The organism is Streptomyces sp. GL_141, assembly GCF_057834385.1.
This window is the reverse complement of sequence record NZ_CM174402.1, coordinates 7924859-7949118: the sequence shown is the minus strand read 5'-3', so window position 1 is coordinate 7949118 and position 24260 is coordinate 7924859. Positions and strand designations below refer to the sequence as shown.

Genomic DNA, 24260 nt, shown 5'->3' with positions numbered 1-24260 from the left:
TGTGCTTCCGATGGCGACGGGCGTGCCTGCGTTGGCGACGGGCGTACGCCCGGGCCCGCCGGACGAATCCCGCCCCGCCGGGCGAACATCCAGCCCCTCCGGCGTTTGAGGAGCGGGGGTCCGGGGGCGGGCCCCCGGCAACGGCGCCGCACCCGGGCCAGGGGGACCGGCACCACCGGAACGGGTGGTCCCGGCCCGGGCACGCGGAACTACTCCCGCCGGTACACCGCGGGCCGCTTCTCCGCGAAGGCCCGCGCCCCCTCCTTGGCGTCGGCCGTATCGAAGATCGGCCACCCCCGGAGGAGTTCGGAGGCGAGCCCCTCCGTCTCCGTCATCTCGGCCGTCTCGTAGACGGAGGCCTTCACCGCCTCCACCGCCAGCGGCCCGCACGCGTTGATCCGCTCCGCGATCTCCAGCGCCGCGGCCAGCGCCGTCCCGTCCGGTACCACCCTCCCGACGAGCCCGATCCGCGCCGCCTCCTCGGCCGCGTACGGCCGCCCGGTCAGCAGCATCTCCAGCGCGTGCGTCCGCGGGATCTGCCGCGGCAGCCGCACCGTCGAGCCGCCGATCGGGAAGAGCCCCCGCTTGACCTCGAACAGTCCGAAGGTGGCTCCCTCCCCCGCGACCCGGATGTCGGTGCCCTGGAGGATCTCCGTGCCGCCGGCCACGCAGTAGCCCTCGACCGCCGCGATGACGGGCTTGCGCGGCCGGTGGTGGCGCAGCATCGCCTTCCAGTGCAGGTCGGGGTCGGCCTTGAGCCGGTCCCGGTACTGGTCGCCCGCCATGCCCTTGCCGGCCAGTGCCTTCAGGTCCATGCCGGCGCAGAAGTCCCCGCCGGCCCCCGTCAGCACCACCGAGCGGATCGTGTCGTCCGCGTCGGCCTCCAGCCAGCCGTCGTACAGCCCCACCAGCAGCGGCAGCGAGAGCGCGTTCTTCGCCTCGGGCCTGTTCATGGTGAGCACCAGCGTGGCTCCGTGGCGTTCCACGGTCAGGTGTTCTGTCCCACCCATTGCCGTCCTCCCGTCTCAAGACCTAGAACAGGTTGCAGTAGGTGCGGGTGCAGTTCAATAGTTTTCTGACACCCAGTCAGATTTCTTGGACGGTCCCCTTCCTTGTTGGGGTTGGCGACGCTCTAATGACCGCCGAGCAGACCAGCCATGGGATTTTCTGGGTCAGGAGGACCGGTGGAGTACAACATTGCCGACCTGTTCGAGTCGGTCGTGGACGTGGTCCCGGACCGCGAGGCCCTCGTGTACGTGGACCACCCCGGGACCGGCGCCGAGCGCCGCCTCACGTACGCGGAGCTGGACGCGGCGGCGAACCGCATCGCGCACCACTTGCTGGACAGCGGCCTGAAGGCCGGTGAGCACCTGGGCCTGCACCTCTACAACGGCATCGAGTACCTCCAGACCGTCCTCGCCTGCCTGAAGGCCCGCCTGGTACCGGTGAACGTGAACTACCGGTACGTGGAGGAGGAGCTCGTCTACCTCTACAACGACGCCGACCTCGCCGCGCTCGTCTTCGAGGGCGAGTTCACCGAGCGGGTCGCGGCGGCCCTGCCGCAGACGACGAAGCTCCGTCACCTGATCCGCGTCGGGCCGACCCCCGAGGGCGCGCCGGAGCCCTCGATCGCACCGGTCGCGTACGCGGACGCGGAAGCGGCCGGCTCGCCCGGCCGCGGATTCCCGCCCCGCTCCCCCGACGACCTGTTCATCATCTACACGGGCGGCACCACCGGTATGCCCAAGGGCGTCATGTGGCGCGCGGAGGACCTCTTCTTCGCCGGCCTCTTCGGCGGCGAGCCGACCGGCGAACCGGTGAAGCGGCCCGAGGAACTGGCCGAGCGGGTCGCGTCGAAGGGCGCCGGGCTGACCTTCTTCCCCGCGCCGCCGCTGATGCACGGCACGTCCACGCTGACGTCGTTCATCGCCTTCAACTACGGGCAGCGGGTGGTCATCCACCGCAAGTACGCGCCCGAGGAGGTGCTGCGCACGATCGAGAAGGAGAAGGTCTCCAGCGTCTCGCTGGTGGGCGACGCGATGCTGCGGCCGCTCATCGACGCCCTCAACGGGCCCCTGAAGGGCACCGACCTGTCCTCCCTCTTCAGCGTCTCCTCCTCCGGCGCGATCATGTCGGAGACGGTGCGCGCCGAGTTCCAGGCGCTCGTGCCGAACGTGATGCTCCTGAACAACTTCGGCTCGTCCGAGTCCGGCTCGAACGGCCGCGCGACGAACGACTCCGGCCCGGAGAAGGGGTTCCGGCTGGAGGTCAACGAGCGTACGCAGGTGGTCGACCCGGTGACCCACGAACCGGTGCCGGTCGGCGAGCCGGGACGGCTCGCGCAGCGCGGGTACGTCCCGCTGGGCTACTACAACGACCCCGTCAAGACCGCCGAGACCTTCTTCCAGAAGGGTTCCGAGCGGTGGGTGCTGCTCGGTGACATGGCGACCGTGGACGAGCAGGGCATCGTCACCGTCCTCGGCCGCGGCTCGCAGTGCATCAACACGGGCGGCGAGAAGGTGTACCCGGAAGAGGTCGAGCAGGCCCTGAAGTCCCACCCGGACGTCTACGACGCCCTGGTAGCCGGGGTCGCGGACCCGAAGTGGGGCAGCCACGTCGCGGCGGTGGTCCAGATCCGGGAGGGCGCCGCCGACCCGACGCTCGACGAGATACAGGCCCATTGCCGCACCAAGCTGGCGGGGTACAAGATCCCGCGCCAGCTCGTGATCGCCCCCGCCATCCAGCGCTCCCCGAGCGGCAAGGCGGACTACCGGTGGGCGAAGTCGGTGGCCACGGAGGCGGAAGCCGCGAACTGACCCCGCACGGCGAACGCCCGCGGGCCGGGACCCCTGACGGGGCCCGGCCCGCGGGCGTTCGGCCTTCGGCGGTGAAGGCAAAGGTGCAGGTGGAAGAGGGGGAGGTCAACATGGACGCAATCCCAATAGACGATCACTCGTTCGAGTAATTGATTTGGCCGCCGCCGTCCGGCAATCTACCGAATGATCGGTCGGTTGACTCGGACGAGGGGTGGGCGGCATGGGTACGTACACACAGGGCCACGACGGCGGTGCGGACACGACGGACGAGGGCGAGCGGTTGGGCCGGGACGAGCTGGCGGCGCTCCAGCTGACCCGCCTGCGGGCGACCCTGCACCGGGCGTACGACCGGGTGCCCTTCTACCGGCAGGCCTTCGACAAGGCCGGCGTGCATCCCGACGACTGCCGCTCCCTCTCCGATCTCGCCCTGTTCCCCTTCACCACCAAGTCCGATCTGCGCGACCAGTACCCCTTCGGGATGTTCGCCGTACCGCGCTCCGAGGTCCGCCGCATCCACGCGTCCAGCGGGACCACGGGCCGGCCGACCGTCGTCGGGTACACCGACGGGGACCTGTCCACCTGGGCGGACGTCGTCGCCCGCTCGATCCGCGCGGCGGGCGGCAGGCCGGGCCAGATCGTCCACATCGCGTACGGGTACGGGCTGTTCACCGGCGGCCTGGGCGCCCACTACGGCGCGGAGCGCCTGGGCTGTACGGTCGTGCCCGCCTCGGGCGGGATGACGGACCGCCAGGTCCGGCTGATCCAGGACTTCCGGCCGGAGGTCATCATGGTGACACCCTCCTACATGCTGACCCTGCTGGACGAGATGGAGCGCCAGGGCATCGACCCCCGCGCCACCTCGCTCCGTACGGGGATCTTCGGCGCCGAGCCGTGGACGGAGGAGATGCGCCGCGAGATCGAGGAACGCCTGAACATCGACGCGGTGGACATATACGGGCTCTCGGAGGTGATGGGCCCGGGTGTCGCACAGGAGTTCGCCGAGACCAAGGACGGGCTCCACATATGGGAGGACCACTTCTACCCGGAGGTGGTCGACCCGCTGACGGGCGCCGTACTGCCCGAGGGAGAGCCCGGGGAGCTGGTCTTCACCTCGCTCACCAAGGAGGCCATGCCCGTCGTCCGCTACCGCACCCGGGACCTGACGCGACTGCTCCCCGGCACCGTCCGGCCGGCCTTCCGCCGGATGGAGAAGATCACCGGCCGCAGCGACGACATGATCATCCTGCGCGGGGTGAACCTCTATCCCACCCAGATCGAGGAGGTGCTCCTGCGGACCCCGGACCTGGCTCCGCACTTCCAGCTCCGCCTGACCCGGCAGGGCCGGCTGGACGCCCTGACGGTACGGGTGGAGGCGCGCCGCGGGAGCGACCCGGGCCGGCGGGAGGCCGCGGCGGCCTCGGTGGTGCGGGCCGTCAAGGAGGGCATCGGCGTCTCGGTCACGGTGGAGGTGGTGGAGCCGGAGACGCTGGAGCGGTCGGTCGGCAAGATCAAGCGGCTGGTGGACCTCCGGGAGGGCTGAGCCGCGGCGCCTGATCCACCCCTTCGGGCCCACTCCGGGGGCCTCCCGGGAAGGCGCGGGCCCATCCGGGTAGGGACAGAGGCGTGACCTCGACCTACCGGCGGATCCACGACCGGCTCCAGGCCTCCCAGGCCGGGCTGGCATGGAGCCGTGGCCGGGAGATGGAGCTGATGCACCGGGCCATGGGCTTCGCCGCGCTCGGCTTCCTCACCCTGGTGCCGCTGCTCGTCGTCGTCGCGGCCGCCGCGCCGGGCAGCGGTTCGGGCTTCGGCCGCTGGCTCGGTCAGGCCCTCGGGGTGACGGAGTTCTCCCGGGAGCGGGTGGAGATGCTGTTCGGCGCCGCCGACCTCGCGCTGGAGCGGACCACCGCCTTCGGCCTCGCCGCCCTCGCCGTCTTCGGACTGACCTTCGGCTCCGCCGTGCAGACCGGGTACGAGAAGGTCTGGGACCTGCCGACGGCCCGCTGGCACACCATGTGGCGGCACGTCGTCTGGCTCGCCCTGCTGGTCTGCTACCTCGGGCTGCTGGTCCTCATCCCCGCCCCCTCGAACGACGCGCCCGGCACCATCCTCGGCACCACGGGCGATCTCATCGGCACCTGCCTGTTCTTCTGGACCTCCCAGTGGATCCTCCTCGGCGGGCGGGTCCGCTGGCGCGCCCTGCTGCCGGGAGCCGCGTGCACCAGCCTCGGCCTCCTCGGCCTGCGGGTCTTCTCGCAGCTGGTGTTCTCCCCGCTGATCGCCTCCAACGCCGTGACCTACGGCCCCTTCGGCACCCTCCTGGTCGTCCAGTCCTGGCTGGTCGGCGTCGGCTTCGTGGTCTACGGCGGCGCCCTGGTCGGCCGGCTCTTCCACGAGCACCTCGTCCTGCGCCGACTCCGCGAAGCGGAATTCGTTTGATCATGTGACCCCGGCCGTGGTACCACTTCGTGGTTCGCAAGATGATCACGAGATGGACCAGAGGTGTGGTGGGCATGGCGCTCGGAGAACTGGTGAAACTGCGGGCGATGGGCCCCGAGGACGCCGAGGCCCTGTGGCGCTGGAACCACGACGCCGAGGTCATGCGCTGGATGGACGACAACTACGCCCAGCCGGTGGAGCGCGTCCGCACCTGGCTGACCGACCGCCCCCGCAACTCCTACGGCGACCTGCTCCTCGGCATCGAGGCCCTCGCCGACGGCAAGCTCATCGGACTGGTCGCGCTGCGCGATGCGGAGCCGGAGAAGGGCATCGCGGAGCTCGACATCTACCTGGGCGAGAAGGCGTACTGGGGCCGCGGCTACGCCACGGACGCGGTGCGGACCATCTGCCGCTACGGGTTCGAGGACATGCGCCTGCACAAGGTGACCCTGACCGTGGTCACCGAGAACCATGCCGCGCGCAAGGCCTACGAGAAGGTCGGGTTCGTCGAGGAGGGCCGCCTGCGGCAGGTCTTCCGCCGCGACGGCCGCTGGTTCGACATGTTCACCATGGGGCTGCTCGCGGACGAACTCCGCTGACCCCGCTCAGGACGGGTCCGCGAAGCGGTCGCGCAGGGTGCGCTTGAGGATCTTGCCGCTCGCGTTGCGCGGGAGGGCGTCCACGAAGAGGATCCGCTTCGGGGCCTTGAAGTGGGCCAGCTTCTCGCGCGCGTAGGCCAGGAGTTCCGCTTCGGTCACCCCGTCGCGCGGGACCACCACCGCCGTGACGGCCTCGATCCACCGTTCGTCCGGCAGGCCGACCACCGCCGCCTCGGCCACGCCCGGGTGGGTGTACAGCACGTCTTCGACCTGCCGTGAGGCGACCAGCACCCCGCCCGAGTTGATGACGTCCTTCACCCGGTCCACGACCGTGAAGTAGCCCTCCGGGTCCCGGACGGCCAGGTCGCCGGAGCGGAACCAGCCGTCCCGGAAGGCCTTCTTCGTGGCCTCGGCGTCGTTCCAGTAGCCCTGGCAGAGCTGCGGGGAGCGGTAGACCACCTCGCCCGCCGTGCCGTCCGGCACCTCGGCCCCGTCCTCGTCGACGACCCTCGCCTCCACGTGGTGGACCGGCCGCCCGCACGAGTCCATCCGCCCCTCGTGCTCCTCCGGCCGCAGCACCGTGGCCAGCGGGCCGATCTCGCTCTGGCCGAAGCAGTTGTAGAAGCCCAGTCCGGGCAGCCGCGCCCGCAGCCGTTCCAGGACCGGCACCGGCATGATCGAGGCCCCGTAGTACGCCTTGCGCAGGGCGGACAGGTCACGGACCGCGAAGTCCGCGAAGTCGGGGTGATTGGCCAGCCCGATCCACACCGTCGGCGGCGCGAACAGGCTGTCCGCCTCCCCCGCCTCCACCAGGTCGAAGATCTCCTGCGCGACCGGTGCGTCCACGATCGTGTTCCGCGCGCCCACCGCCAGGTAGGGCAGCAGGAACACGTGCATCTGCGCCGAGTGGTACAGCGGCAGGGAGTGCACCGGCAGATCGTCCTGCGCCAGGTCCAGGGCCGCGATCGCGCTCTCGTACTCGTGGCAGAGCGCCTCGTGCGTCATCATCGCCCCCTTCGGCAGGGCCGTGGTCCCCGAGGTGTACAGCAGCTGCGCCAGCCGGGACGGGTCCCCTGAGCGGGCGAAGGCCCCGGGCCCGGCGGGCTCCGCCGGCCCGGCGGGCTCGCCGAGCTCCGCCAGGAAGGAGCCGGGCGCGTCGCGCAGCGGGCGTACGGCGAAGCCTTCGGGGACCCGCGCGGCCAGGTCGGGGTCCGCGAGGACGAGCGTGCTCCCGGAGTTCTCGAGGATGTACGCGAGGTCCTCGCCGGTGAGGTTCTGGTTGACGGGGACGTGTGTGAGCCCGGCCCGCGCACAGGCGAGGAAGGCCAGGAGATAGGCGTCGGAGTTGTGCCCGAAGGTCGCGACCCGCTCCCCCTCGGCCAGCCCGTAGCGCCCGCGCAGCACGGCCGCGCCCGTGGAGACGGCCGCGTCCAGTTCCGCGTAGGTCCAGGTCCGCTCGCGGTAGCGGACCGCGATCCGGTCCGGGACGCGCCGCGCGCTGTCGTGGAGCAGTCCGTCGACCGTGTTCTTCCGCACCGGGGTCATGGCGGGATCCTCGTCCGCGCGGCCGGCCGGGTCAATGACCCGGGCGCCGCGGATGGCCGGCCGGAACATCCAGGGATACCAAACGGCATGTTGACACGACGTCAGGTGGCCTGCATGAGTGTGGGGGCACACCAGCACCACCCACCCGCTCGGGCGATCGCGCCCGTCCGCAGGCTACTTGGGAGGCACGTTGCGCCTACTCCACGCACGCCGTCGCGCCCGCCCGCTCCTCCGCCGCGTCGCCCTCACCGGCACCGCACTGCTGGCCGCCGTCTCGGCGATACCCGAGGCCGCCGCCCTGGACCGGGGCTCAGGCCCGTCCGGCGGCGGCCTGTCCGCCGTCATCCGGTACACCGAGAACGGGATCCCGCACATCCTGGCCCGGGACTACGCCCATCTCGGGTTCGGCACCGGCTGGGCGCAGGCCGCCGACCAGGTGTGCGTGCTCGCCGACGGGTTCCTGACCGTGTCCGGGGAGCGGTCGCGGTGGTTCGGCCCGGACGCCGTGCCCGACGGTTCGCTCTCCTCCGCCTCCGGGAACCTGTCCAGCGACCTGTTCTTCAGGGGCGTGCGGGACTCCGGCACCGTGGAGAGGCTGCTGGCCGTGCCCGCGCCGGCCGGGCCGGGCAAGGAGGTCAAGGAGCTGATGCGGGGCTGGGCCGCCGGCTACAACGCCTGGCTGGCGCAGAACCAGATCACCGACCCGGCCTGCAAGGGCGCCGGGTGGGTGCGCCCGGTCACCGCCACCGACGTCGCCGCCCGCGGCCTGGCCGTCTCGGTCCTCGGCGGGCAGGGCCGCGCGGTCGACGGCATCACCTCGGCGCGGCCCCCGGGCGCGGTCTCCCCGGCCCCGGTCTCCCCTGCCGACCCGGCCGGCCTCGATCCGGCGGCCGCCGCGGAGGCGGCCCGGGAGTTCTTCGACACCACCCGCTACGACATGGGCTCCAACGCGGTGGCCTTCGCCGGCTCCACCACCGCGAACGGCTCGGGCCTGCTCCTCGGCAACCCGCACTATCCCTGGCAGGGCGGCCGCCGGTTCTGGCAGTCGCAGCAGACCATCCCCGGCGAGCTGAACGTCTCGGGCGGCTCGCTGCTCGGCACCACCGTGGTGAACATCGGCTTCAACGAGAAGGTCGCCTGGAGCCACACGGTGGCCACCGGCACCCCCGTCAACCTGCACCAGCTGGCCCTCGATCCGGCCGACCCGACCGCCTATCTGGTGGACGGCAAGGCGGAGAAGATGACCCCGCGCACCGTCAGCGTCCCGGTCGCGGGCGGCGCCCCGGTCACCCGGACCCAGTGGTGGACCCGGTACGGCCCGGTCCTCTCCGGCCTCGGCGGCGGCCTCCCGCTGCCCTGGACCACGACCACCGCCTACGCGCTGGCCGACCCCAACGCCGTGAACCTGCGCGGCTCCGACACGGCCCTGGCCATGGGCAGGGCCCGTTCGGTCGCCGGAGTCCAGGAGGCACTGCGGCGCACCCAGGGACTGCCCTGGGTCAACACGGTGGCCGCCGACGCGGCGGGCGGCACGCTCTTCACCCAGTCCCAGGTGCTCCCCCGGATCACGGACGAGCTCGCCGCGCGCTGCTCGACCCCGCTGGGCAGGGCCACGTACCCCTCCTCGGGGCTGGCGGTGCTGGACGGTTCGCGCGGTGACTGCGCGCCCGGCTCCGATCCGGACGCGGTCCAGCCCGGGGTCTTCGGCCCGGGCCGGGCGCCGACGCTGCGCGACGCCGCGTACGCCGAGAACTCCAACGACAGCGCCTGGCTGGCCAACGCGGAGCAGCCGCTCACCGGCTACGAGCGGGTCTGGGGCAATGTCGGGACCCCGCGCTCGCTGCGGACCCGGGGCGCCCTGGAGGACGTCGCGGCGATGGCCGGCCGGGGCGGGCTGACGGTGGCGGACCTGCAGGAGCAGCAGTTCGCGAACCGGGTCCCGGCCGGTGATCTGACGGCGGCCGACGCCGCGAAGGCCTGCGCGGCGCTGCCGGGCGGGACGGCCACGGGCAGCGACGGCGCCGCCGTGGACGTGTCGGCGGCCTGCGGGGTGCTGGCGGCCTGGGACCGTACGGCCGACAGCGCGAGCCGCGGTGCGCTGCTCTTCGACCGGTTCTGGCGGAAGCTGACCGCGAACACGGCGGCCAAGGACCTGTGGCTGGTGCCCTTCGACGCGGCCGACCCGGTACGGACGCCCCGCACGCTCAACCGGGCGGCGCCCGGGATCGGGCGGGCCCTCGCCGACACGGTGACGGAGCTGAGGGCGGCGGGCATCGCTCCGGACGCCCCGCTCGGGGAGCACCAGTTCGTGGTGCGCGGCGGGCAGAAGCTGCCGGTGGGCGGCGGAACGGAGGCCCTGGGCGTCTGGAACAAGATCGAGGCTCCGTGGAACGCGGCGGGTGGCGGCTACCCGGAGGTCCTGCACGGCTCCAGCCACATCCAGGCGGTCGGCTGGGACGGCGGCCGCTGCCCGGTCGCGCGCACGCTGCTGACGTACGGCCAGTCCTCGAACCCGAACTCCCCGCACTCCGCCGACCAGACCCGGCTCTTCTCCCGGGAGCGCTGGGTGAAGGCACGGTTCTGCGAGCGGGACATCCTCACCTCGCCCGGCCTGAAGGTGGTCTGGCCGCGCGAGCGGCGCTGACCTGAGCGACGCCGTACGACAGCCCTCAGGGCCTGTCGTACGGCGTCGTGGCGCGGTCAGGGACTGACGGCGAGGAAGAGGTACGCGGCCAGCAGCACGAGGTGCACGCCGCCCTGGAGCAGCGTGGCGCGGCCCGGGACGATGGTGAGGGCGCTGACGACGACGGTCAGCGCGAGCAGCACCATGTGGACGGGTTCGAGGCCGAGCACCAGCGGCCCGGAGAGCCAGATCGTGGCGAGGGCGATGGCCGGGATGGTCAGGCCGATGCTCGCGATGGCGGAGCCGTAGGCGAGGTTGAGGCTGGTCTGCACCCGGTCGCGGCGGGCGGCGCGGACGGCGGCCAGCGTCTCCGGCGCCAGCACGAGCAGGGCGATGATCACACCGACGACGGCGTAGGGCAGGCCGAGGTCCGCGACTCCCCGTTCGATGGTCGGGGAGACCGCCTTGGCGTTTCCGACGACGGCGACGAGCGCGACGAGCAGCAGCCCGAGGCTGATCAGGGCGGCGCGGGCGGTGGGCGGTTCGGCGTGCTCGTCCTCTTCGCCCGCGGCCGCGGCGGCGGCCGCCTGCGCGGCCTCCTTGCGGATCCGCTTGGTGTCGACGGGCAGGAAGTAGTCGCGGTGGCGGACCGTCTGGACGGCGACGAACAGGCCGTAGAGGGCGAGCGAGGCGGTGGCGGCGAAGGCGAGCTGGGCCGTGGAGAACTCGGGGCCGGGCTTGGTCGTGGTGAAGGTGGGGAGCACGAGGCTGAGTACGGCGAGCGTGGCGACGGTGGCCAGGGCCGCGCCCGAGCCCTCGGCGTTGAAGACGGCGACGCGGTTGCGCAGGGCCCCGACGAGCAGGGACAGGCCGACGATTCCGTTGCACGTGATCATGACGGCGGCGAAGACGGTGTCCCGGGCGAGGGAGGAGGTCTTGTCCCCGCCGTCGGCCAGCAGGGTGACGATGAGGGCCACTTCGATGACGGTGACCGCGACGGCGAGGACCAGCGAGCCGAAGGGTTCGCCGACCCGGTGCGCGACGACCTCGGCGTGGTGGACGGCCGCCAGCACCGCACCGGCCAGGCAGAGGGCGACCAGGGCCACGGCCAGGGAGGGCAGGTCGCGTCCCCAGCTGAAGACGAGCGCGACGAGCGCCACCACGGGGACCACGACGGTCCAGTCGGTCAGGGGGGATCTGTGGGTTGCCGTACTCATATCAGCCAACTTGCCAGAACTGTCCGCCCTGTGCGGTCGAACAACCCCCTTCACGCCCCTGACGTGGCACTTCTCACGAAACTCCGGGCGTGGCGGACGGACGGAGCGGGCCGGAGGGCCGGCCCCGCGGGGCCGGCCCGGTCCTCACATCGCGCGCTCGTGGCCCTCCCAGTACGGCTCGCGCAGCCGGCGCTTGTACAGCTTGCCGTTGGGGTCACGCGGCATCGTCTCGATGAAGTCCACGGTCTTGGGCCGCTTGTACCCGGCCAGTTGCCGCTCGCAGTGGTTCAGGATCTCCGCGGCGAGGGCGTCGCTCGCCGCGAAGCCCTCGGCCGGTTCGATGACCGCCTTGACCTCCTCGCCCCAGGAGGGGTGCGGGATCCCGAAGGCGGCGGCGTCCGCGACCGCCGGATGGGTGAGCAGTGCCGATTCGATCTCGGCCGGGTAGATGTTCACCCCGCCCGAGATGATCATGTCGATCTTCCGGTCGCGGAGGAAGAGGTAGCCCTCCTCGTCCATCAGGCCGAGGTCGCCGACGGTGAAGAAGTCGCCGATGCGGTTCTTCTTCGTCTTGCCCTCGTCCTTGTGGTAGCTGAAGCCGCCGGTGTTCATCTTGATGTAGACGGTGCCGAGTTCGCCGGCGGGCAGCCGCTCACCGTCGTCGTCGAAGATCGCGAGCTCGCTGATCGGCCAGGCCTTGCCGACGGTTCCCGGCTTCTTCAGCCAGTCCTCGGCCGTCGCGAAGGCGCCGCCGCCCTCGCTGGCCGCGTAGTACTCCTCCACACACCCGCCCCACCAGTCGATCATCGCCCGCTTGACGTGGTCGGGGCAGGGCGCGGCGCCGTGGATGGCGTGCCGCATCGAGGAGACGTCGTAGGCGTCCTTCGTCTCCTGCGGGAGCGCGAGGAGCCGGTGGAACTGGGTCGGCACCATGTGCGTGTGCGTGCAGGCGTGGGCGTCGATCAGGCGCAGCATCTCCTCGGCGGTCCACTTGTCCATCAGGACCAGCGGGTGCCCGATGTGCAGGGCCGCGGCCGCGAACTGCAGGACGGCCGTGTGGTAGAGCGGCGAGCACACGAGGTGGACGTTGTCGTCGAAGGCGCGGATGCCGAAGATGCCGAGGAAGCCGCCGAGGTACGTCTCCTCCGGGAGCTTGCCGGGCAGCGGGCGGCGGATGCCGCGCGGCCGGCCGGTGGTGCCGGAGGTGTAGTTCATGACCCAGCCGAGCGTGCGGTCGGCGGGGGCGGTGTCCGGCTGCCCGTCGAGCAGTTCGCCGTACGAGCGGAAGCCCGCGACCGCTCCGACCGCGTAGCGGTGGCTCGCGGGCAGGCCCGCCTCGTCGGCCGCGGCGGTGGCGGCGTCGGCGAACCGCTCGTGGGCGATCAGGACCTTGGCTCCGGAGTCGGAGACGATCCAGGCGATCTCGGGGCCGACGAGGTGGTGGTTGACCGGGACGAGGTAGAACCCGGCCTGGGAGGCGGCCAGGTAGGCGGTGAGGAACTCGACGCTGTTGGGGAGGACGACGGCGAAGACGTCGCCGCGCTCCAGGCCGGCGGCGCGCAGGCCGTGGACGAGGCGGTTGACGTCGGCGTGCAGCCGGGCGGCCGACCAGGTCTCGCCTTCCGGAGTGACGAGGACGGTGCGCTCGGGGTCGGCGGCGGCCTGGGCCCAGAAGCCGTTGGGGGGCGTGTCGGTCATCTTGTCCACTCCTCGGGTCTTCAGGCCCGGCCGGCGATGCGGGTGATGCGGTCGATGGCGCGCTCGAAGCCGCTGGTGAGGTCGTCGAAGACGGCCTGGACGCTGCGCTCGCTGTTCATCCGGCCGACGATCTGCCCGACGGGGGTGCCGAGCAGGGGCTGGATCTCGTACTTCTGGATGCGGGACACGGCCTCCGCGACGAGGAGCCCCTGCAGGGGCATCGGCAGTGCGCCGGGGCCCTCCGGGTCGTCCCATGCGTCGGTCCACTCGGTGCGCAGCTGCCGGGCGGGCTTGCCGGTCAGCGCGCGGGAGCGGACGGTGTCGCCGGAACCGGCCGCGAGCAGCTTCTCGGTGAGGGCGCGGGAGTGCATGTCCGCCTCGGTGGTGGTCAGCCAGAGGGAACCGAGCCAGGCGCCCTGGGCGCCCAGGGCCAGTCCGGCGGCGATCTGCTCGCCGCTGCCGATGCCGCCGGCGGCGAGGACCGGGAGCGGGGCGACGGCCTCGACCACCTCGGGCACCAGGACCATGGTGGCGATGTCGCCGGTGTGTCCGCCGGCTTCGTAGCCCTGGGCGACGACGATGTCGATGCCGGCCTCGGCGTGCCGACGGGCGTGCTTGGCGCTGCCGGCGAGGGCGGCGACGAGGACGCCGTGTTCGTGGGCGCGCGCGATGACGTCGGCGGGCGGGGAACCCAGGGCGTTCGCCAGGAGTTTGATGGGGTAGTCGAAGGCGACGTCGAGCTGGTTGCGGGCGACCTGCTCCATCCAGCCGGTGATGCGCCAGCCGGAGGCCTCACCCTCGGCGAGCTCGGGTACGTGGTGTTTGGCCAGGGTGTCGCGGACGTACTCCCGGTGCGCGGCCGGGATCATCGCCTCGATGTCGGCTTCGCTGACGCCGTCGACGGCCTTCTTCGCGGGCATGACCACGTCGAGCCCGTAGGGCTTGCCGTCGGTGTGCTCCTGCATCCAGTCGAGGTCACGCTTCAGGTCGTCGGGGGCGGTGTAGCGGACCGCCCCGAGCACCCCGAACCCGCCCGCGCGGGTGATGGCAGCGGCCACCGCCGGGAAGGGCGTGAAGCCGAAGATGGCGTGCTCTATTCCCAGTTTTCTGCTCAGCTCCGTCTCCATGGGCGGCAGGATGCCGCAGCCCGGCCGCCGAGGGAAGGGGTTTTCTGATGCAGCGTCAGATTCTTTGCCGGCCGGTCACGGCGGGGCCCGCGTCGTGAGCGGGCAGATACTCGAGAGGGCAGGGCGGCGGACGGGAGGACCGGTCATGAAGGCACCAGGGGCAGCCGGGAACGACGGTGACGCGAAGGACTCCGGCACGACCGGCCCGACAGCGCCCGCCGGAGGCGCCAGCGGGCCCGGGACGGACGGCGGCGGACCCGGGACGGACGACCTCGGCAGCACGCCCGGGACGGACGGCGGCGCCGGAAGCGGGCCCGGGGCGGACGGCGGCGCCGGAAGCGGGCACGGGCGCGGGCTCTCCCGGCGGCGGCTCGGGGCGCGGCTGCTGGCGCTGGGCGGCGTGCTCGTGCTCCAGGCCGCGCTGCCCGGGTCCGCGGGGGCCTCCGGGGGGCCGGCCGAGCGGCGCGCACTCCAGGGACTGCGCCTGCGGTACGGGTCCGCCCGCCAGGCCGGGTTGCTGGAGAGGCACCTCGAAGGGGTGGCGGACGAGGCCCGGCGCTTCCTCGGCCCCTCCCCCGAACACCCTTACTACGCCGGGGCCGTGGTCCTCGCCGGCCGGGGCCGCACCGTGGCGCTGCACCGAGCGATGGGCGACGCCGTGCGGTACGCCGACTACGACGGCCGCACCGACCGGGTCCGGGAGTTCCCGGCCGCGCAGCGGATCGCGATGGCCGAGGACACGGTCTTCGACCTGGCCTCCCTCTCGAAGCTGTTCACCTCCCTGCTGGCCGTGCAGCAGATGGAGCGCGGCCGGCTGGAGCTGGAGGCGCCGGTGAACCGGTACCTGCCCGAGTTCACGGGCGGGGGCAAGGAGTCGATCACCGTACGCCAGCTCCTCACGCACACCTCGGGGCTGCGGTCCTGGGCCCCCTTCTACCAGGAGCCGACGCGGGCGGGTCAGTTGAGGCTGCTGTGGTCGGTGAGGCCGCAGGAGACCCCGGGGACGGTCTACCGCTACTCCGACCTGAACCTCATCGCCCTCCAACTACTCCTGGAACGGATCACCGGTCACACTCTGGACCTCCTGCTCCAGGACGAGATCACCGCTCCGCTCGGGATGCACCGCACTCGTTACAACCCGCCGCTCTCCTGGCGCCGGGTCACGGCCGCCACCGAAGTGCAGCGCCCGCCCTGGTCCGGGCTGGACCGCGGGCTCGTCTGGGGCGAGGTCCACGACGAGAACGCGTACGCGCTGGGCGGCGTCGCCGGCCACGCCGGGGTCTTCGGCACCGCCTGGGACCTGGCGATCCTCGCCCGCACCCTGCTCGACGGCGGGGTCTACGCCGGCAAGCGCATCCTGCGCCCCGCCTCCGTCGAGCTCCTCTTCACCGACTACAACACCGCCTTCCCCGGCGACGACCACGGGCTGGGCTTCGAGCTCTACCAGCACTGGTACATGGGCGCCATGGCCACCCCGCACTCCGCCGGCCACACCGGTTTCACCGGCACCTCCCTGGTCCTGGACCCCTCCACGGACTCCTTCCTGATCCTCCTGGGCAACTCCGTCCACCCCGTGCGCACCTGGCGCGCCGGCAGCGCCCCGCGCGTCGCCGTCGGCAACCGCTTCGCCCGCGCCGTCCCCGTCCGCACGAAGCACGGCGGCCCGGCCTGGTACTCCGGCATGGAGACCGGCGGCTCGGGCACCCTGACCCTCCCGCCCCTCACCCCCACCACCGGCGCCGCCCGGCTGCGCTGCGCGCTGTGGTGGGACACCGTGCCCGGCGCGGGAGCCCTGCACCTGGAGGCCTCCGCCGACGGGCAGGCCTGGGAGCCGCTCCCCTTCACCACCGTCCGCACCACCGGCGGAGCCGCCGAACAGTGGCCGCGGGGTTCCGTCTCCGGCTGGTCGGGCCGCATCTGGCACCGGCTCGAAGCCCCGCTCGCCGCCTGGGCCGGCCGCGAGGTCCGCCTGCGCTTCCGCCACACCGCGCAGGGCCGCTACGTGGGCCGCGGCGCCTACGTCGACGTCCTGCGCGTCTCGGAGCCCGCCCGCCTCCTCTTCGCCGAGGACCGCCCCGCGGACGCCTCCCGCATCGAGGCGACGGGCTGGTCCCGTTCGGCGGACTGAAGACCGCACGCGCCGCAGAAGCTCAGGCCTGGCCTAGGCGAGGGCCGCGTCGATCATCCTGCGGGCCACGGCCGTCAGTTCGGCCGGGTCGGGTGCCGGGCGGGTGCGGGCGAGCGCGCCCGCGAGGCGGTCGTAGAGGAGTCCGTCGGCCCAGGCGACGAGGAGTTCGGCGGACTCGGCCGGCCGGGCGGCGCCGAGCGCCGCGAGGATCCCGGCGGCCAGGTCGCGCGAGCCCTGGCCGGCCCGGTGGAGTTCCGTCGCGAGCTCCGGGTTGCGCGCGGCCTCCAGGCTCAGCTCGAAGCGCGCCAGTTGCCGGGGCCGCCCCGTGGTCAGCCATCGGTACAGCAGCGCGGCGACCGCCGCGGCGGCGGCGTCCCGGTCCATCGGTGAAGGTGCGGCGTCCCGGTCCGCCGGCGAAGGCGCGGCGCCCCGGTCGAAGTCGCCGAGGTCCAGCTCGGCCAGCCGTGCGTAGCAGGCGCCGATCAGCGCCGTCCTCGTACGGAAGTAGTACGAGGTGCTGCCCGCCGGGAGCCCGGCCGCGCCGTCGACCGCGCGGTGGGTCAGGCCCCGCAGCCCGGCGGCGGCCACGAGGTCGATCGCGCAGTCCGCGATCAGGGTTCTGCGGTCGCTTCCGCGCTCGGGGGAACTGGAACTCATCCCGTCACTCTACAGGTGTAGAGTGACGGGCCACTGGTCTCTACACCTGTAGAGGCCATGGGGAGCAAGGGGTGAGCGGTCATGACGCGACGTCGTGCGGTGGTCTCGGGTGCGGGGATCGGCGGACTCTCGGTGGCGGTGGCCCTGCACCGTCGCGGTTGGGAGGTCACCGTCTGCGAACGCGCGGCGGCGCCTTCCGCCGTCGGTGCGGGCATCGTCCTCGCCCCCAACGCCCTGCGCGCCTTCGACGCGATCGGATTCGACGCCGCCCGCGCGACGGGGCACGCCGCCCCGGCCGCCATGGACCTGCGCCGCCCCGGCGGCCGCCTGCTGAGCCGCGCCGACTCCGCCGCGCTGACCGCCCGGTACGGCAGGCCCCCGCTCGCCGTGTACCGCCCGTCCCTCGCCGCGGCCCTGACCGCCGAGCTCCCCGGGGGAACCGTGCGGTACGGCACGGCGGTGACGGCCGTGGACGAGCCGGCCGCCGCGGACAGCGGGGACGGCGCGGACGGCGATCCGGTGGTCCGCACCTCGGCCGGCTCCCTCACCGCCGACGTGGTCATCGCCGCCGACGGCATCCACAGCCCGATCCGCCGCCAGTACTTCCCGGCCCATCCCGGCCTGCACTACAGCGGGGAGACGGCCTGGCGGACCGTCCTCGCGGCCGGCGGACCGCCCGTGCGCGCCGCCGCCGAGACCTGGGGCCGCGGGGAGCGCTTCGGCGTCGTCCCGCTCGCCGACGGCCGCGTGTACCTCTACGCCACCGCGGTCGTCCCCGAGGGCTACCGGCCCGCCGACGTCCGCGCCGAACTCCTGCGCCGCTACGGCTCCTGGCACGAACCGGTTCCCGCCCTGCTGGAACGGATCGACCCGGCGGCCGTGCTCCAGCACGACCTGTACGACCTCGCCGCCCCGCTCCCCCGGTTCCATCAGGGCCGGCTGGCCTGGCTCGGTGACGCGGCGCACGCCATGACCCCCAACCTCGGCCAGGGCGGGTGTCAGGCCGTCGAGGACGCCGCCGTCCTCGCGCACCTGCTGGAGGGGTCCGACGTACGGGCCGCCCTGGCCGCCTACAGCGCGGCCCGCTGCGCCCGCACCGACGCCCTGCGCGTCCGCTCCCGCCGCGCGGGCCGGGTCGCCGCCCTCACGCACCCCCTCGCGGTGGCCGCCCGCGACCTCGCCGTCCGCGCCACCCCGGCCCGCGCCACCCGACGCGCCCTGGACGACCTGTTCGCCTTCGACGGGTTCGGGCTGCCGGAATAGGGCACACGCCTCGGGGTGGCAGGGCCGTGCCTTGCGGCGCCGACACTCGTTGTTGTGGTTCGTTGACCGTTCAACACGAAGGCAGGCGAGTCCATATGACCGACATCGACTGGGACAACCCGATCGACCCCAAGCCGGGCTGGACCCTGGATCACGTCAAGCTGTACGCCGGTTCGGGCGGGACCGAGGGGCAGTACTGGAACAACACCCAGACCCTGCTGCTCACCACCATCGGCCGCAAGTCCGGCAAGCCCGTGCGGACCCCGCTCATCTACGGCGAGGACGACGGCCGTTACCTCATCGTCGCCTCCAAGGGCGGAGACCCCGCGGACCCGCTCTGGTACCGGAACCTCACCGAGCACCCCGAGGTCCGGGTGCAGGTCGGCCCGAGGATCGTCCAGGGCATCGCGCGGACCGCGACCTCCGAGGAGCGTGCCGGGTTCTGGCCGCTGATGGTGAAGCACTGGCCCTCGTACGACGAGTACCAGACCAAGACCAGCCGGGAGATCCCGATCGTCGTGATCGACCCCGTCGGCTGACGGGGCGCCGGGGCGCGTCAGTGCCCCAGGACCGCCATCGCCGCGTTGTGGCCGGGGACGCCGCTGACGCCGCCGCCGCGGACCGCCCCCGCGCCGCACAGCAGTACGTTGCGGTGGGCGGTCTCCACGCCCCAGCGGCCGCCGCCCGCACCGGAGCCGGAGCCGGAGTCCGAGTCCGAGTACGGCCAGGACAGGTCCCGGTGGAAGATGTGCCCGCCGGGCAGGCGCAGTTCGCGCTCCAGGTCGAGCGGGGTCTTGGCCTCGATGCACGGGCGGCCGTCGGCGTCGAAGGCCAGGCAGTCGGTGAGCGGTTCGGCCAGGTGGGCGTCGAGCTGGGCGAGGGTGGCGGCGAGCAGCACCTCCCGCGCCCCCTGGTTGTCCTTTTCGAACAGCCGCGCCGGGGTGTGCAGTCCGAAGAGGGTCAGGGTCTGGTAGCCCTGCTCCGCCAGCTCGGGCCCCAGGATCGTCGGATCCGTCAGCGAGTGGCAGTAGATCTCCGAGGGCGGTACGGAGGGCAGTTCGCCGGCGGCGGCCTCCGCGTGGGCCCGGGCGAGCTGTTCGTACCCCTCCGCGATGTGGAAGGTGCCGCCGAAGGCCTCGCGCGGGTCCACGGAGGTGTCCCGCAGCCGGGGCAGGCGGCGCAGCAGCATGTTGACCTTGAGCTGGGCCCCCTCGGGGGCCGGCTGCGCCGGTTCCTCCCCCAGGAGTTCGGCCAGCGCCCGGGGCGAGGCGTTGACGAGCACCACCCGGCCGGCGACCCGGCCCTCGCCGGTCGCCGTGCGGAAGGTCACCTCGGCCGGGGCGGTCGTACCGTCCGTGTCGATGCGCAGCGCCTCGTGCCCGGTGGCGATCTCCGCGCCGGCCGCCAGCGCGGAGGCCGCCAGCGCGTCCGTGAGCGCGCCCATGCCGCCGACCGGTACGTCCCAGTCGCCGGTGCCGCCGCCGATGACGTGGTAGAGGAAGCAGCGGTTCTGGGCCAGGCCCGGGTCGTGGGCGTCGGCGAAGGTGCCGATCAGGGCGTCGGTGAGGACCACCCCGCGCACCAGGTCGTCGGTGAACTCCCGCTCGACGGCCCGTCCGATCGGTTCCTCGAACAGCATCCGCCAGGCCGCCTCGTCGTCGAGCCGCGCCCGCAGCTCCGCGCGCGTGGGCAGCGGTTCGGTGAGCGTGGGGAAGAGGCGTTCGGCGGCCCGCCCGGTGGTCCCGTAGAAGGCGCGCCAGCTCTCGTACTCGCGCTCCGAGCCGGTCAGCCGCGCGAAGGACTCCCGGGTGCGCGCCTCGCCGCCGCCGACCAGCAGTCCGCCGGGGCGTCCGGCGCGCTCGACGGGGGTGTACGAGGAGACGGTGCGCCTGCGCACCGCGAAGTCCAGCCCCAGCTCGCGCACGATCTTCGCCGGGAGCAGCGAGACCAGGTAGGAGTAGCGGGAGAGGCGGGCGTCGACGCCCGGGAACGGCCGGGTGGACACGGCGGCCCCGCCGGTGCGGCCGAGCCGCTCCAGGACCAGGACCGAGCGGCCGGCCCTGGCCAGGTAGGCGGCGGCGACGAGGCCGTTGTGGCCCCCGCCCACGATCACCGCGTCGTACACGTCGTGCCCGAAGCCCCGCGAGGTCGTCATGGCTCTTGGTAACACACCTGGCCGAGCCGCTCCAGACAGTGCGCTTCGTCGGCGTGGGCCGCGACCGTGTCCGGATGGCCGTCGCCCAGCGACCGTTCGCGGATGCCGGAGAGGTCCCGGTAGACGGGCAGCGCCTGGTCCCAGCGGCCCAGCCGGCCGAGGCCGACGGCGAGTTCGCGGCGGCTGACCAGGGTGTCGGGGTGTTCGGGGCCGAGGGTGCCGGCCCGTGCCTCGCCCACTTCCCGGGCTTCGGCCACCGCTTCCTCCCAGCGCTCCAGGCGCCCGAGGTTCACCCCGAGGACGTGCCGGGCGCGCAGCGTCTCCGGGTCGGCGGCCCCGTAGGCGCGGGTGCGGTCGCGGACCAGGTCGCGGAACAGCTCCAGGGCCTGGGCCGAGCGTCCGGTCCGGCCCAGGGCGATCCCGGCCTCGTAGCGCGCGGCCAGGGTGTCGGGGTGGTCGCGGCCGAGCACCCGCTCCCGTACGGCCGCGATGTGCCGGAAGGCCTCCAGGGCCTCCTCCCAGCGTTCGAGGCGGCCCAGCGCGTACGCCACCTCGTACCGGGTCAGCAGGGTGTCCGCGTGCTCCGCGCCCAGGACGGCCGCCCGGTCGGCGGCCACCTCGGCGGCGGCGGCGTGGGCTTCGGAGAAGCGGCCGAGGGCGCCCAGCGCGCAGGCCAGGTTGTGCCGGCAGCGCAGGGTGTCGGGGTGGATCCGGCCCACGGTCCGCTCGCGGGCGGCGAGCACCGCGCGGTAGCCCTCGTACGCCTCCTGGTGGCGGCCGAGCAGGCCCGTCTCGTACGCCGCCTCCTGCCGGGCGGCCAGGGTGTCCGGGTGGTCGGCGCCGAGCACCCGGGCGCGTCCTTCGGCGACGGCCGCGTACCCGGCTAGGGCCTCCTCGGTGCGGCCGGCCCGGCTGAGGGCGAAGGCCCGCGTGTGGCCGGCGTCGAGCGCGGCCGGGCCGGTGGGGGCGGGGCCGGGGCCGTGCGGGAACCCGTAGGCGGCGGTCAGCCGGGGGTCTTCGGCCGGGCGCGGGCGCACGACGGTCGGCGCGGCCGGGGCCGGGGCGCCGGTAGCCGTCGCGGCGGCGGCACCGGCGGCAGGGGCCGCCCCGGCCGTCGCCCGGTGCTCCCCGCTCGGGCGGGCGGCGGTCCAGGAGCCGGTGAGGACGGCCCACTCCCCGCTCGCGGGGCGGGCCTCGATGCCGGCCCGGCGTCCGGCGGTCATCCCGTCGGCCCACGCGGGCAGCGGCGGGTGCGCTCCGGTCGCCGCGCCGGGGCCGAGCCGGGCCTCGACGAGCTGGCGGTGCAGGTGGCGGGCGTCGCCCGGCCGGTCCTCCGGGCATTTGGCGAGCAGGTCGAGCACGAGCCGCTCGAAGGAGACGGGCAGTTCGGGGCGGTGCTCGCGCGGCGGCACGGGCGCGGTGTCGCGGTGGCCGACCAGCACGGACCAGGAGTCGCCGAGGTCGAAGGGCGGGGCTCCGGTGGCGATCTCGTACAGGACGCAGCCGAGGGAGTAGAGGTCGCTGCGGTGGTCCACCTCGCCACCCGCGATCTGCTCGGGCGACATGTAGTGCGGGGTGCCCATGGCCATGCCGCCGCCGGTGAGCTTGGCGGTGAAGCCGATGTCGGCGGCCAGCCGGGCGATGCCGAAGTCGCAGATCTTCACCGTGCCGTCGGTGAGCCGCATGATGTTGGCGGGCTTCAGGTCCCGGTGGACGACGCCCTGGTCGTGGGTGTAGCCGAGGGCGGCCGCCATCTGCTCGGCGATGTCGACGACCACGTCCACGGGGAGCGGGCGCGCGTCGTTGTCCTCCAGGAGCTGGCTGAGGTTGCGGCCTTCGAGGAGCTCCATGACGAGGTAGAGGGGACCGCCGGCCGCGCTGTCGTCGCCGAAGTCGTGGACGACGGTGACGCCGCGGTGCTGGAGGGAGGCGGCGACGCGCGCCTCGCGGCGGAACCGCTCGCGCAGCACCTGGGTGAAGTGGGTGTCCTGCTCGGGTCCGAGGGGCTTGAGGCATTTGACGGCGACCTGCCGGCCCAGCGACTCGTCGCGGGCCCGCCACACCTCGCCCATGCCTCCGCGGCCGATCAGATCGAGCGACCGGTACCGGCCGTGGATCAGTCTGGACTCCGCCATGTCTTGAAGTCGCCCCCGTGTGTCGTGCTACGCCCTCCCCGGCCGGTCCAGTATGGCCGCTGATGTACGCAGTGTGTACGGCGCGGGGCGGCTCCCGGGGCCCATGCGGCGCATCGCTTTCAAGATGTGACCTGGAGGCAGCTGCCAGCGCAGACCTGCGGGAATGCTGCGCAGCAGGCTACCGGTGAGACGCAGGCGGCGGGTGACGCTGCGCGGGGCCGGTGCGGGGCGGCCGTACAGCTGGTGCGCCCAGCCCGGGAGGGACCCGTAGGCGAGGGCGGCGAGCGGGCGCCACACCAGGTTTCGGCCAGGGACGAGGAGGGGGTGGATGGGCGGGGCGCACAGGAAGGCGTCGACCGCGCGGGCGTCGGGTCCGGCGGCGAGCTCGGGGCGGATCCGCTCGAAGTAGGCGGCGAGGGCCGCGGTGTCCCCCGGTACCCCGGACGGGTCGAGTCCGACGAGCCGGGCGTTGACGCGGTTCTCGGCCACGTAGCGGTCCGCCTGCGCGGGGGTGAGCGGCACCCCGGAGCGGCGCAGGACGTGCAGGAAGCTGTCGATCTGGCCGCAGTGGATCCAGAGCAGCAGCTCGGGCTCGTCCACGCGGAACCGTGCGCCGGTGGCCGGATCGGTCGCCGACAGCATGGTGTGGATCTTGCGGACGCGGGCGCCGGCCCGCTCGGCGGCCCCGGTGGTGCCGTAGGTGACGGTGCCGACGAAGTCGGCGGTGCGCAGCAGGCGTCCCCAGGCGTCGCCCCCGCCGTGCTCCCCGCTGAAGGCGGAGCTGTTCTCCATGACGCCGCGGACCGCGCGCGGGTGCAGGGCCTGGAGGTAGAGCGCGCGGACCCCGGCGATCCACATGACCGGGTCGCCGTGGCACTGCCAGGTCACGGAGCCGGGTCCGTAGAGGCCCGGATCGGGGCCTGCGCTCTGGTCCATGTCCGGGTCCTCCCCCGTCGCTGTGGGCCCTTCCAGCATTCCACCGAAGGGCCGCACGCACGCACGAAGGCGCCACTAGGCTGTCCCGCCGGCGGACCGCACCCGCCTCCCCTCGGGACGCGGAGGCACGGTCATGCGGACGGGACGCAGGGAACGTACGGAACGCACGGGACAGCTCGAAGGACAGGTCGCCGTCGTCACGGGCGGTTCGTCCGGCATCGGCCTGGCGACGGCCCGGCGCTTCGTGGAGGAGGGCGCCCGGGTCTTCGTCACGGGCAGGCGGCCGGAGGAACTGGCCGCGGCGGTCCGCGAGCTGGGCCCGGGCGCGGTGGCCGTCCGCGGTGACGCCTCCCGCGTCGCGGACCTGGACCGGCTCTGCGCGGCGGTCGCCGCCGCGGACTGCGGGGCGATCGACGTCCTGGTCGTGAACGCGGGCGGCGGCCCGCCCGGCGCCTTCGCCGATGTCACCGAGGAGCAGTTCGACGCCACCTCGGACCTCAACTTCCGGGGCGCCTTCTTCACCGTCCAACGGGCCCTGCCGCTGCTGCGCGACGGTGCCTCGGTCATCCTGCTGGGCTCGGCCGCCGGTTCCTCGGCGTCCCCGCGGTACGGGGTGTACGCCGCCACGAAGGCGGCCGTACGGTCCCTCGCGCGCAGCCTGGCCCTGGAGCTCGCGGGGCGCGCGATCCGGGTCAACACCCTCAGCCCGGGCCCGATCGACACCCCGGCCCTGGCCGGCGCCCCGGCGCACGTACGCGAGCGGGCGACCGCCGGAGTCCCGCTCGGCCGGGCCGGACGCCCCGAGGAGGTGGCCGCGGCGGCCCTGTTCCTCGCCTCCCGGGAGAGCAGCTTCATCACCGGGATCGAACTCTTCGTGGACGGTGGAGCCGGCCAGGTCTAGGCCGCCCGCGGGGTGCCGGAG

At 73.5% G+C, this 24260-nt stretch carries 18 protein-coding genes; 9 read left to right on the top strand and 9 right to left on the bottom strand.

Annotation, left to right across the window (positions count from 1 at the left end):
• Positions 1 to 209: 209 nt before the first annotated feature.
• Entirely contained in the window at positions 210 to 1010 is an 801-nt protein-coding gene (locus AC3IX6_RS35435) for a crotonase/enoyl-CoA hydratase family protein (RefSeq protein ID WP_489367365.1), read from the bottom strand.
• A gap of 174 nt (positions 1011 to 1184) precedes the next feature.
• Here AC3IX6_RS35435 and AC3IX6_RS35430 point away from each other — a divergent pair, with 174 nt between their 5' ends.
• The 4 genes from AC3IX6_RS35430 to AC3IX6_RS35415 all read left to right on the top strand — a co-directional run bounded on the left by AC3IX6_RS35430 (position 1185) and on the right by AC3IX6_RS35415 (position 5854).
• The gene (locus AC3IX6_RS35430) at positions 1185 to 2816 is read left to right on the top strand and encodes an acyl-CoA synthetase (protein WP_489367364.1); all 1632 of its coding nucleotides are present in this window, start codon (positions 1185 to 1187) and stop codon (positions 2814 to 2816) included.
• A gap of 220 nt (positions 2817 to 3036) precedes the next feature.
• Entirely contained in the window at positions 3037 to 4356 is a 1320-nt protein-coding gene (gene paaK, locus AC3IX6_RS35425) for a phenylacetate--CoA ligase PaaK (protein ID WP_489367363.1), read from the top strand.
• Positions 4357 to 4439: 83 nt separating this feature from the next.
• The gene (locus AC3IX6_RS35420) at positions 4440 to 5255 is read left to right on the top strand and encodes a YhjD/YihY/BrkB family envelope integrity protein (protein WP_489367362.1); all 816 of its coding nucleotides are present in this window, start codon (positions 4440 to 4442) and stop codon (positions 5253 to 5255) included.
• A gap of 74 nt (positions 5256 to 5329) precedes the next feature.
• A complete protein-coding gene (locus AC3IX6_RS35415; RefSeq protein WP_489367361.1) occupies positions 5330 to 5854 on the top strand; it encodes a GNAT family N-acetyltransferase in 525 nt (174 codons plus the stop codon).
• A gap of 6 nt (positions 5855 to 5860) precedes the next feature.
• Here the strand turns inward: AC3IX6_RS35415 and AC3IX6_RS35410 are convergent, their stop codons facing one another.
• On the bottom strand, positions 5861 to 7399 hold the full coding sequence (locus tag AC3IX6_RS35410) for a fatty acyl-CoA synthetase (protein ID WP_489367360.1): 1539 nt from the start codon (positions 7397 to 7399) through the stop codon (positions 5861 to 5863).
• A gap of 190 nt (positions 7400 to 7589) precedes the next feature.
• Here AC3IX6_RS35410 and AC3IX6_RS35405 point away from each other — a divergent pair, with 190 nt between their 5' ends.
• Positions 7590 to 10043 carry a penicillin acylase family protein gene (locus tag AC3IX6_RS35405; RefSeq protein WP_489367359.1) on the top strand — a complete coding sequence of 818 codons (2454 nt, stop codon included), beginning with the start codon at positions 7590 to 7592 and terminating at the stop codon, positions 10041 to 10043.
• A gap of 56 nt (positions 10044 to 10099) precedes the next feature.
• On the opposite strand, the gene AC3IX6_RS35400 is transcribed toward AC3IX6_RS35405, so the two are convergent.
• The 3 genes from AC3IX6_RS35400 to AC3IX6_RS35390 form a co-directional block, all read right to left on the bottom strand.
• Positions 10100 to 11239 carry a calcium:cation antiporter gene (locus tag AC3IX6_RS35400; protein ID WP_489367358.1) on the bottom strand — a complete coding sequence of 380 codons (1140 nt, stop codon included), beginning with the start codon at positions 11237 to 11239 and terminating at the stop codon, positions 10100 to 10102.
• A gap of 144 nt (positions 11240 to 11383) precedes the next feature.
• Positions 11384 to 12937 carry an acyl-CoA synthetase gene (locus AC3IX6_RS35395; protein ID WP_385378692.1) on the bottom strand — a complete coding sequence of 518 codons (1554 nt, stop codon included), beginning with the start codon at positions 12935 to 12937 and terminating at the stop codon, positions 11384 to 11386.
• A gap of 20 nt (positions 12938 to 12957) precedes the next feature.
• Positions 12958 to 14064 (bottom strand): nitronate monooxygenase, encoded by a 1107-nt coding sequence (locus tag AC3IX6_RS35390; RefSeq protein WP_266911426.1) that lies wholly within the window; start codon positions 14062 to 14064, stop codon positions 12958 to 12960.
• Between the two features lie 145 nt (positions 14065 to 14209).
• Here AC3IX6_RS35390 and AC3IX6_RS35385 point away from each other — a divergent pair, with 145 nt between their 5' ends.
• Positions 14210 to 16192: a serine hydrolase domain-containing protein gene (locus AC3IX6_RS35385; protein ID WP_489367357.1), complete on the top strand. Its 1983-nt coding sequence runs from the start codon at positions 14210 to 14212 to the stop codon at positions 16190 to 16192.
• Between the two features lie 33 nt (positions 16193 to 16225).
• On the opposite strand, the gene AC3IX6_RS35380 is transcribed toward AC3IX6_RS35385, so the two are convergent.
• Positions 16226 to 16849, bottom strand: a complete 624-nt coding sequence (locus AC3IX6_RS35380; protein ID WP_489367356.1) for a TetR/AcrR family transcriptional regulator — start codon at positions 16847 to 16849, stop codon at positions 16226 to 16228.
• Positions 16850 to 16930: 81 nt separating this feature from the next.
• On the opposite strand from AC3IX6_RS35380, the gene AC3IX6_RS35375 reads away from it, so the two are divergent.
• Complete coding sequence (locus AC3IX6_RS35375) at positions 16931 to 18112, top strand: FAD-dependent monooxygenase (RefSeq protein WP_489367355.1); 1182 nt, start codon at positions 16931 to 16933, stop codon at positions 18110 to 18112.
• Positions 18113 to 18207: 95 nt separating this feature from the next.
• Positions 18208 to 18651 carry a nitroreductase family deazaflavin-dependent oxidoreductase gene (locus AC3IX6_RS35370; protein WP_489367354.1) on the top strand — a complete coding sequence of 148 codons (444 nt, stop codon included), beginning with the start codon at positions 18208 to 18210 and terminating at the stop codon, positions 18649 to 18651.
• 17 nt (positions 18652 to 18668) lie between these two features.
• Here the strand turns inward: AC3IX6_RS35370 and AC3IX6_RS35365 are convergent, their stop codons facing one another.
• From AC3IX6_RS35365 to AC3IX6_RS35355, 3 genes are read right to left on the bottom strand one after another with little or no spacing between them, the layout of a single operon-like run.
• Positions 18669 to 20267: a phytoene desaturase family protein gene (locus AC3IX6_RS35365; protein ID WP_489367353.1), complete on the bottom strand. Its 1599-nt coding sequence runs from the start codon at positions 20265 to 20267 to the stop codon at positions 18669 to 18671.
• The gene (locus tag AC3IX6_RS35360) at positions 20264 to 22402 is read right to left on the bottom strand and encodes a serine/threonine-protein kinase (RefSeq protein ID WP_489367352.1); all 2139 of its coding nucleotides are present in this window, start codon (positions 22400 to 22402) and stop codon (positions 20264 to 20266) included. Before AC3IX6_RS35360 ends, AC3IX6_RS35365 begins: the two co-directional genes overlap by 4 nt.
• Positions 22403 to 22429: 27 nt before the next feature.
• A complete protein-coding gene (locus AC3IX6_RS35355; protein ID WP_489367351.1) occupies positions 22430 to 23338 on the bottom strand; it encodes an oxygenase MpaB family protein in 909 nt (302 codons plus the stop codon).
• A 133-nt stretch (positions 23339 to 23471) separates the two neighbouring features.
• Between AC3IX6_RS35355 and AC3IX6_RS35350 the strand changes: the two genes are divergently transcribed.
• Complete coding sequence (locus tag AC3IX6_RS35350) at positions 23472 to 24239, top strand: SDR family NAD(P)-dependent oxidoreductase (protein WP_489367350.1); 768 nt, start codon at positions 23472 to 23474, stop codon at positions 24237 to 24239.
• Positions 24240 to 24260: the final 21 nt, after the last annotated feature.

Coding starts and splice junctions, on each gene's coding strand:
- AC3IX6_RS35435 (WP_489367365.1), bottom strand. CDS start 1,010: ATGGGTGGGACAGAACACCTGACCGTGGAACGCCACGGAGCCACGCTG.
- paaK (WP_489367363.1), top strand. CDS start 3,037: ATGGGTACGTACACACAGGGCCACGACGGCGGTGCGGACACGACGGAC.
- AC3IX6_RS35415 (WP_489367361.1), top strand. CDS start 5,330: ATGGCGCTCGGAGAACTGGTGAAACTGCGGGCGATGGGCCCCGAGGAC.
- AC3IX6_RS35410 (WP_489367360.1), bottom strand. CDS start 7,399: ATGACCCCGGTGCGGAAGAACACGGTCGACGGACTGCTCCACGACAGC.
- AC3IX6_RS35400 (WP_489367358.1), bottom strand. CDS start 11,239: ATGAGTACGGCAACCCACAGATCCCCCCTGACCGACTGGACCGTCGTG.
- AC3IX6_RS35395 (WP_385378692.1), bottom strand. CDS start 12,937: ATGACCGACACGCCCCCCAACGGCTTCTGGGCCCAGGCCGCCGCCGAC.
- AC3IX6_RS35390 (WP_266911426.1), bottom strand. CDS start 14,064: ATGGAGACGGAGCTGAGCAGAAAACTGGGAATAGAGCACGCCATCTTC.
- AC3IX6_RS35385 (WP_489367357.1), top strand. CDS start 14,210: ATGAAGGCACCAGGGGCAGCCGGGAACGACGGTGACGCGAAGGACTCC.
- AC3IX6_RS35380 (WP_489367356.1), bottom strand. CDS start 16,849: ATGAGTTCCAGTTCCCCCGAGCGCGGAAGCGACCGCAGAACCCTGATC.
- AC3IX6_RS35375 (WP_489367355.1), top strand. CDS start 16,931: ATGACGCGACGTCGTGCGGTGGTCTCGGGTGCGGGGATCGGCGGACTC.
- AC3IX6_RS35370 (WP_489367354.1), top strand. CDS start 18,208: ATGACCGACATCGACTGGGACAACCCGATCGACCCCAAGCCGGGCTGG.
- AC3IX6_RS35365 (WP_489367353.1), bottom strand. CDS start 20,267: ATGACGACCTCGCGGGGCTTCGGGCACGACGTGTACGACGCGGTGATC.
- AC3IX6_RS35360 (WP_489367352.1), bottom strand. CDS start 22,402: ATGGCGGAGTCCAGACTGATCCACGGCCGGTACCGGTCGCTCGATCTG.
- AC3IX6_RS35355 (WP_489367351.1), bottom strand. CDS start 23,338: ATGGACCAGAGCGCAGGCCCCGATCCGGGCCTCTACGGACCCGGCTCC.
- AC3IX6_RS35350 (WP_489367350.1), top strand. CDS start 23,472: ATGCGGACGGGACGCAGGGAACGTACGGAACGCACGGGACAGCTCGAA.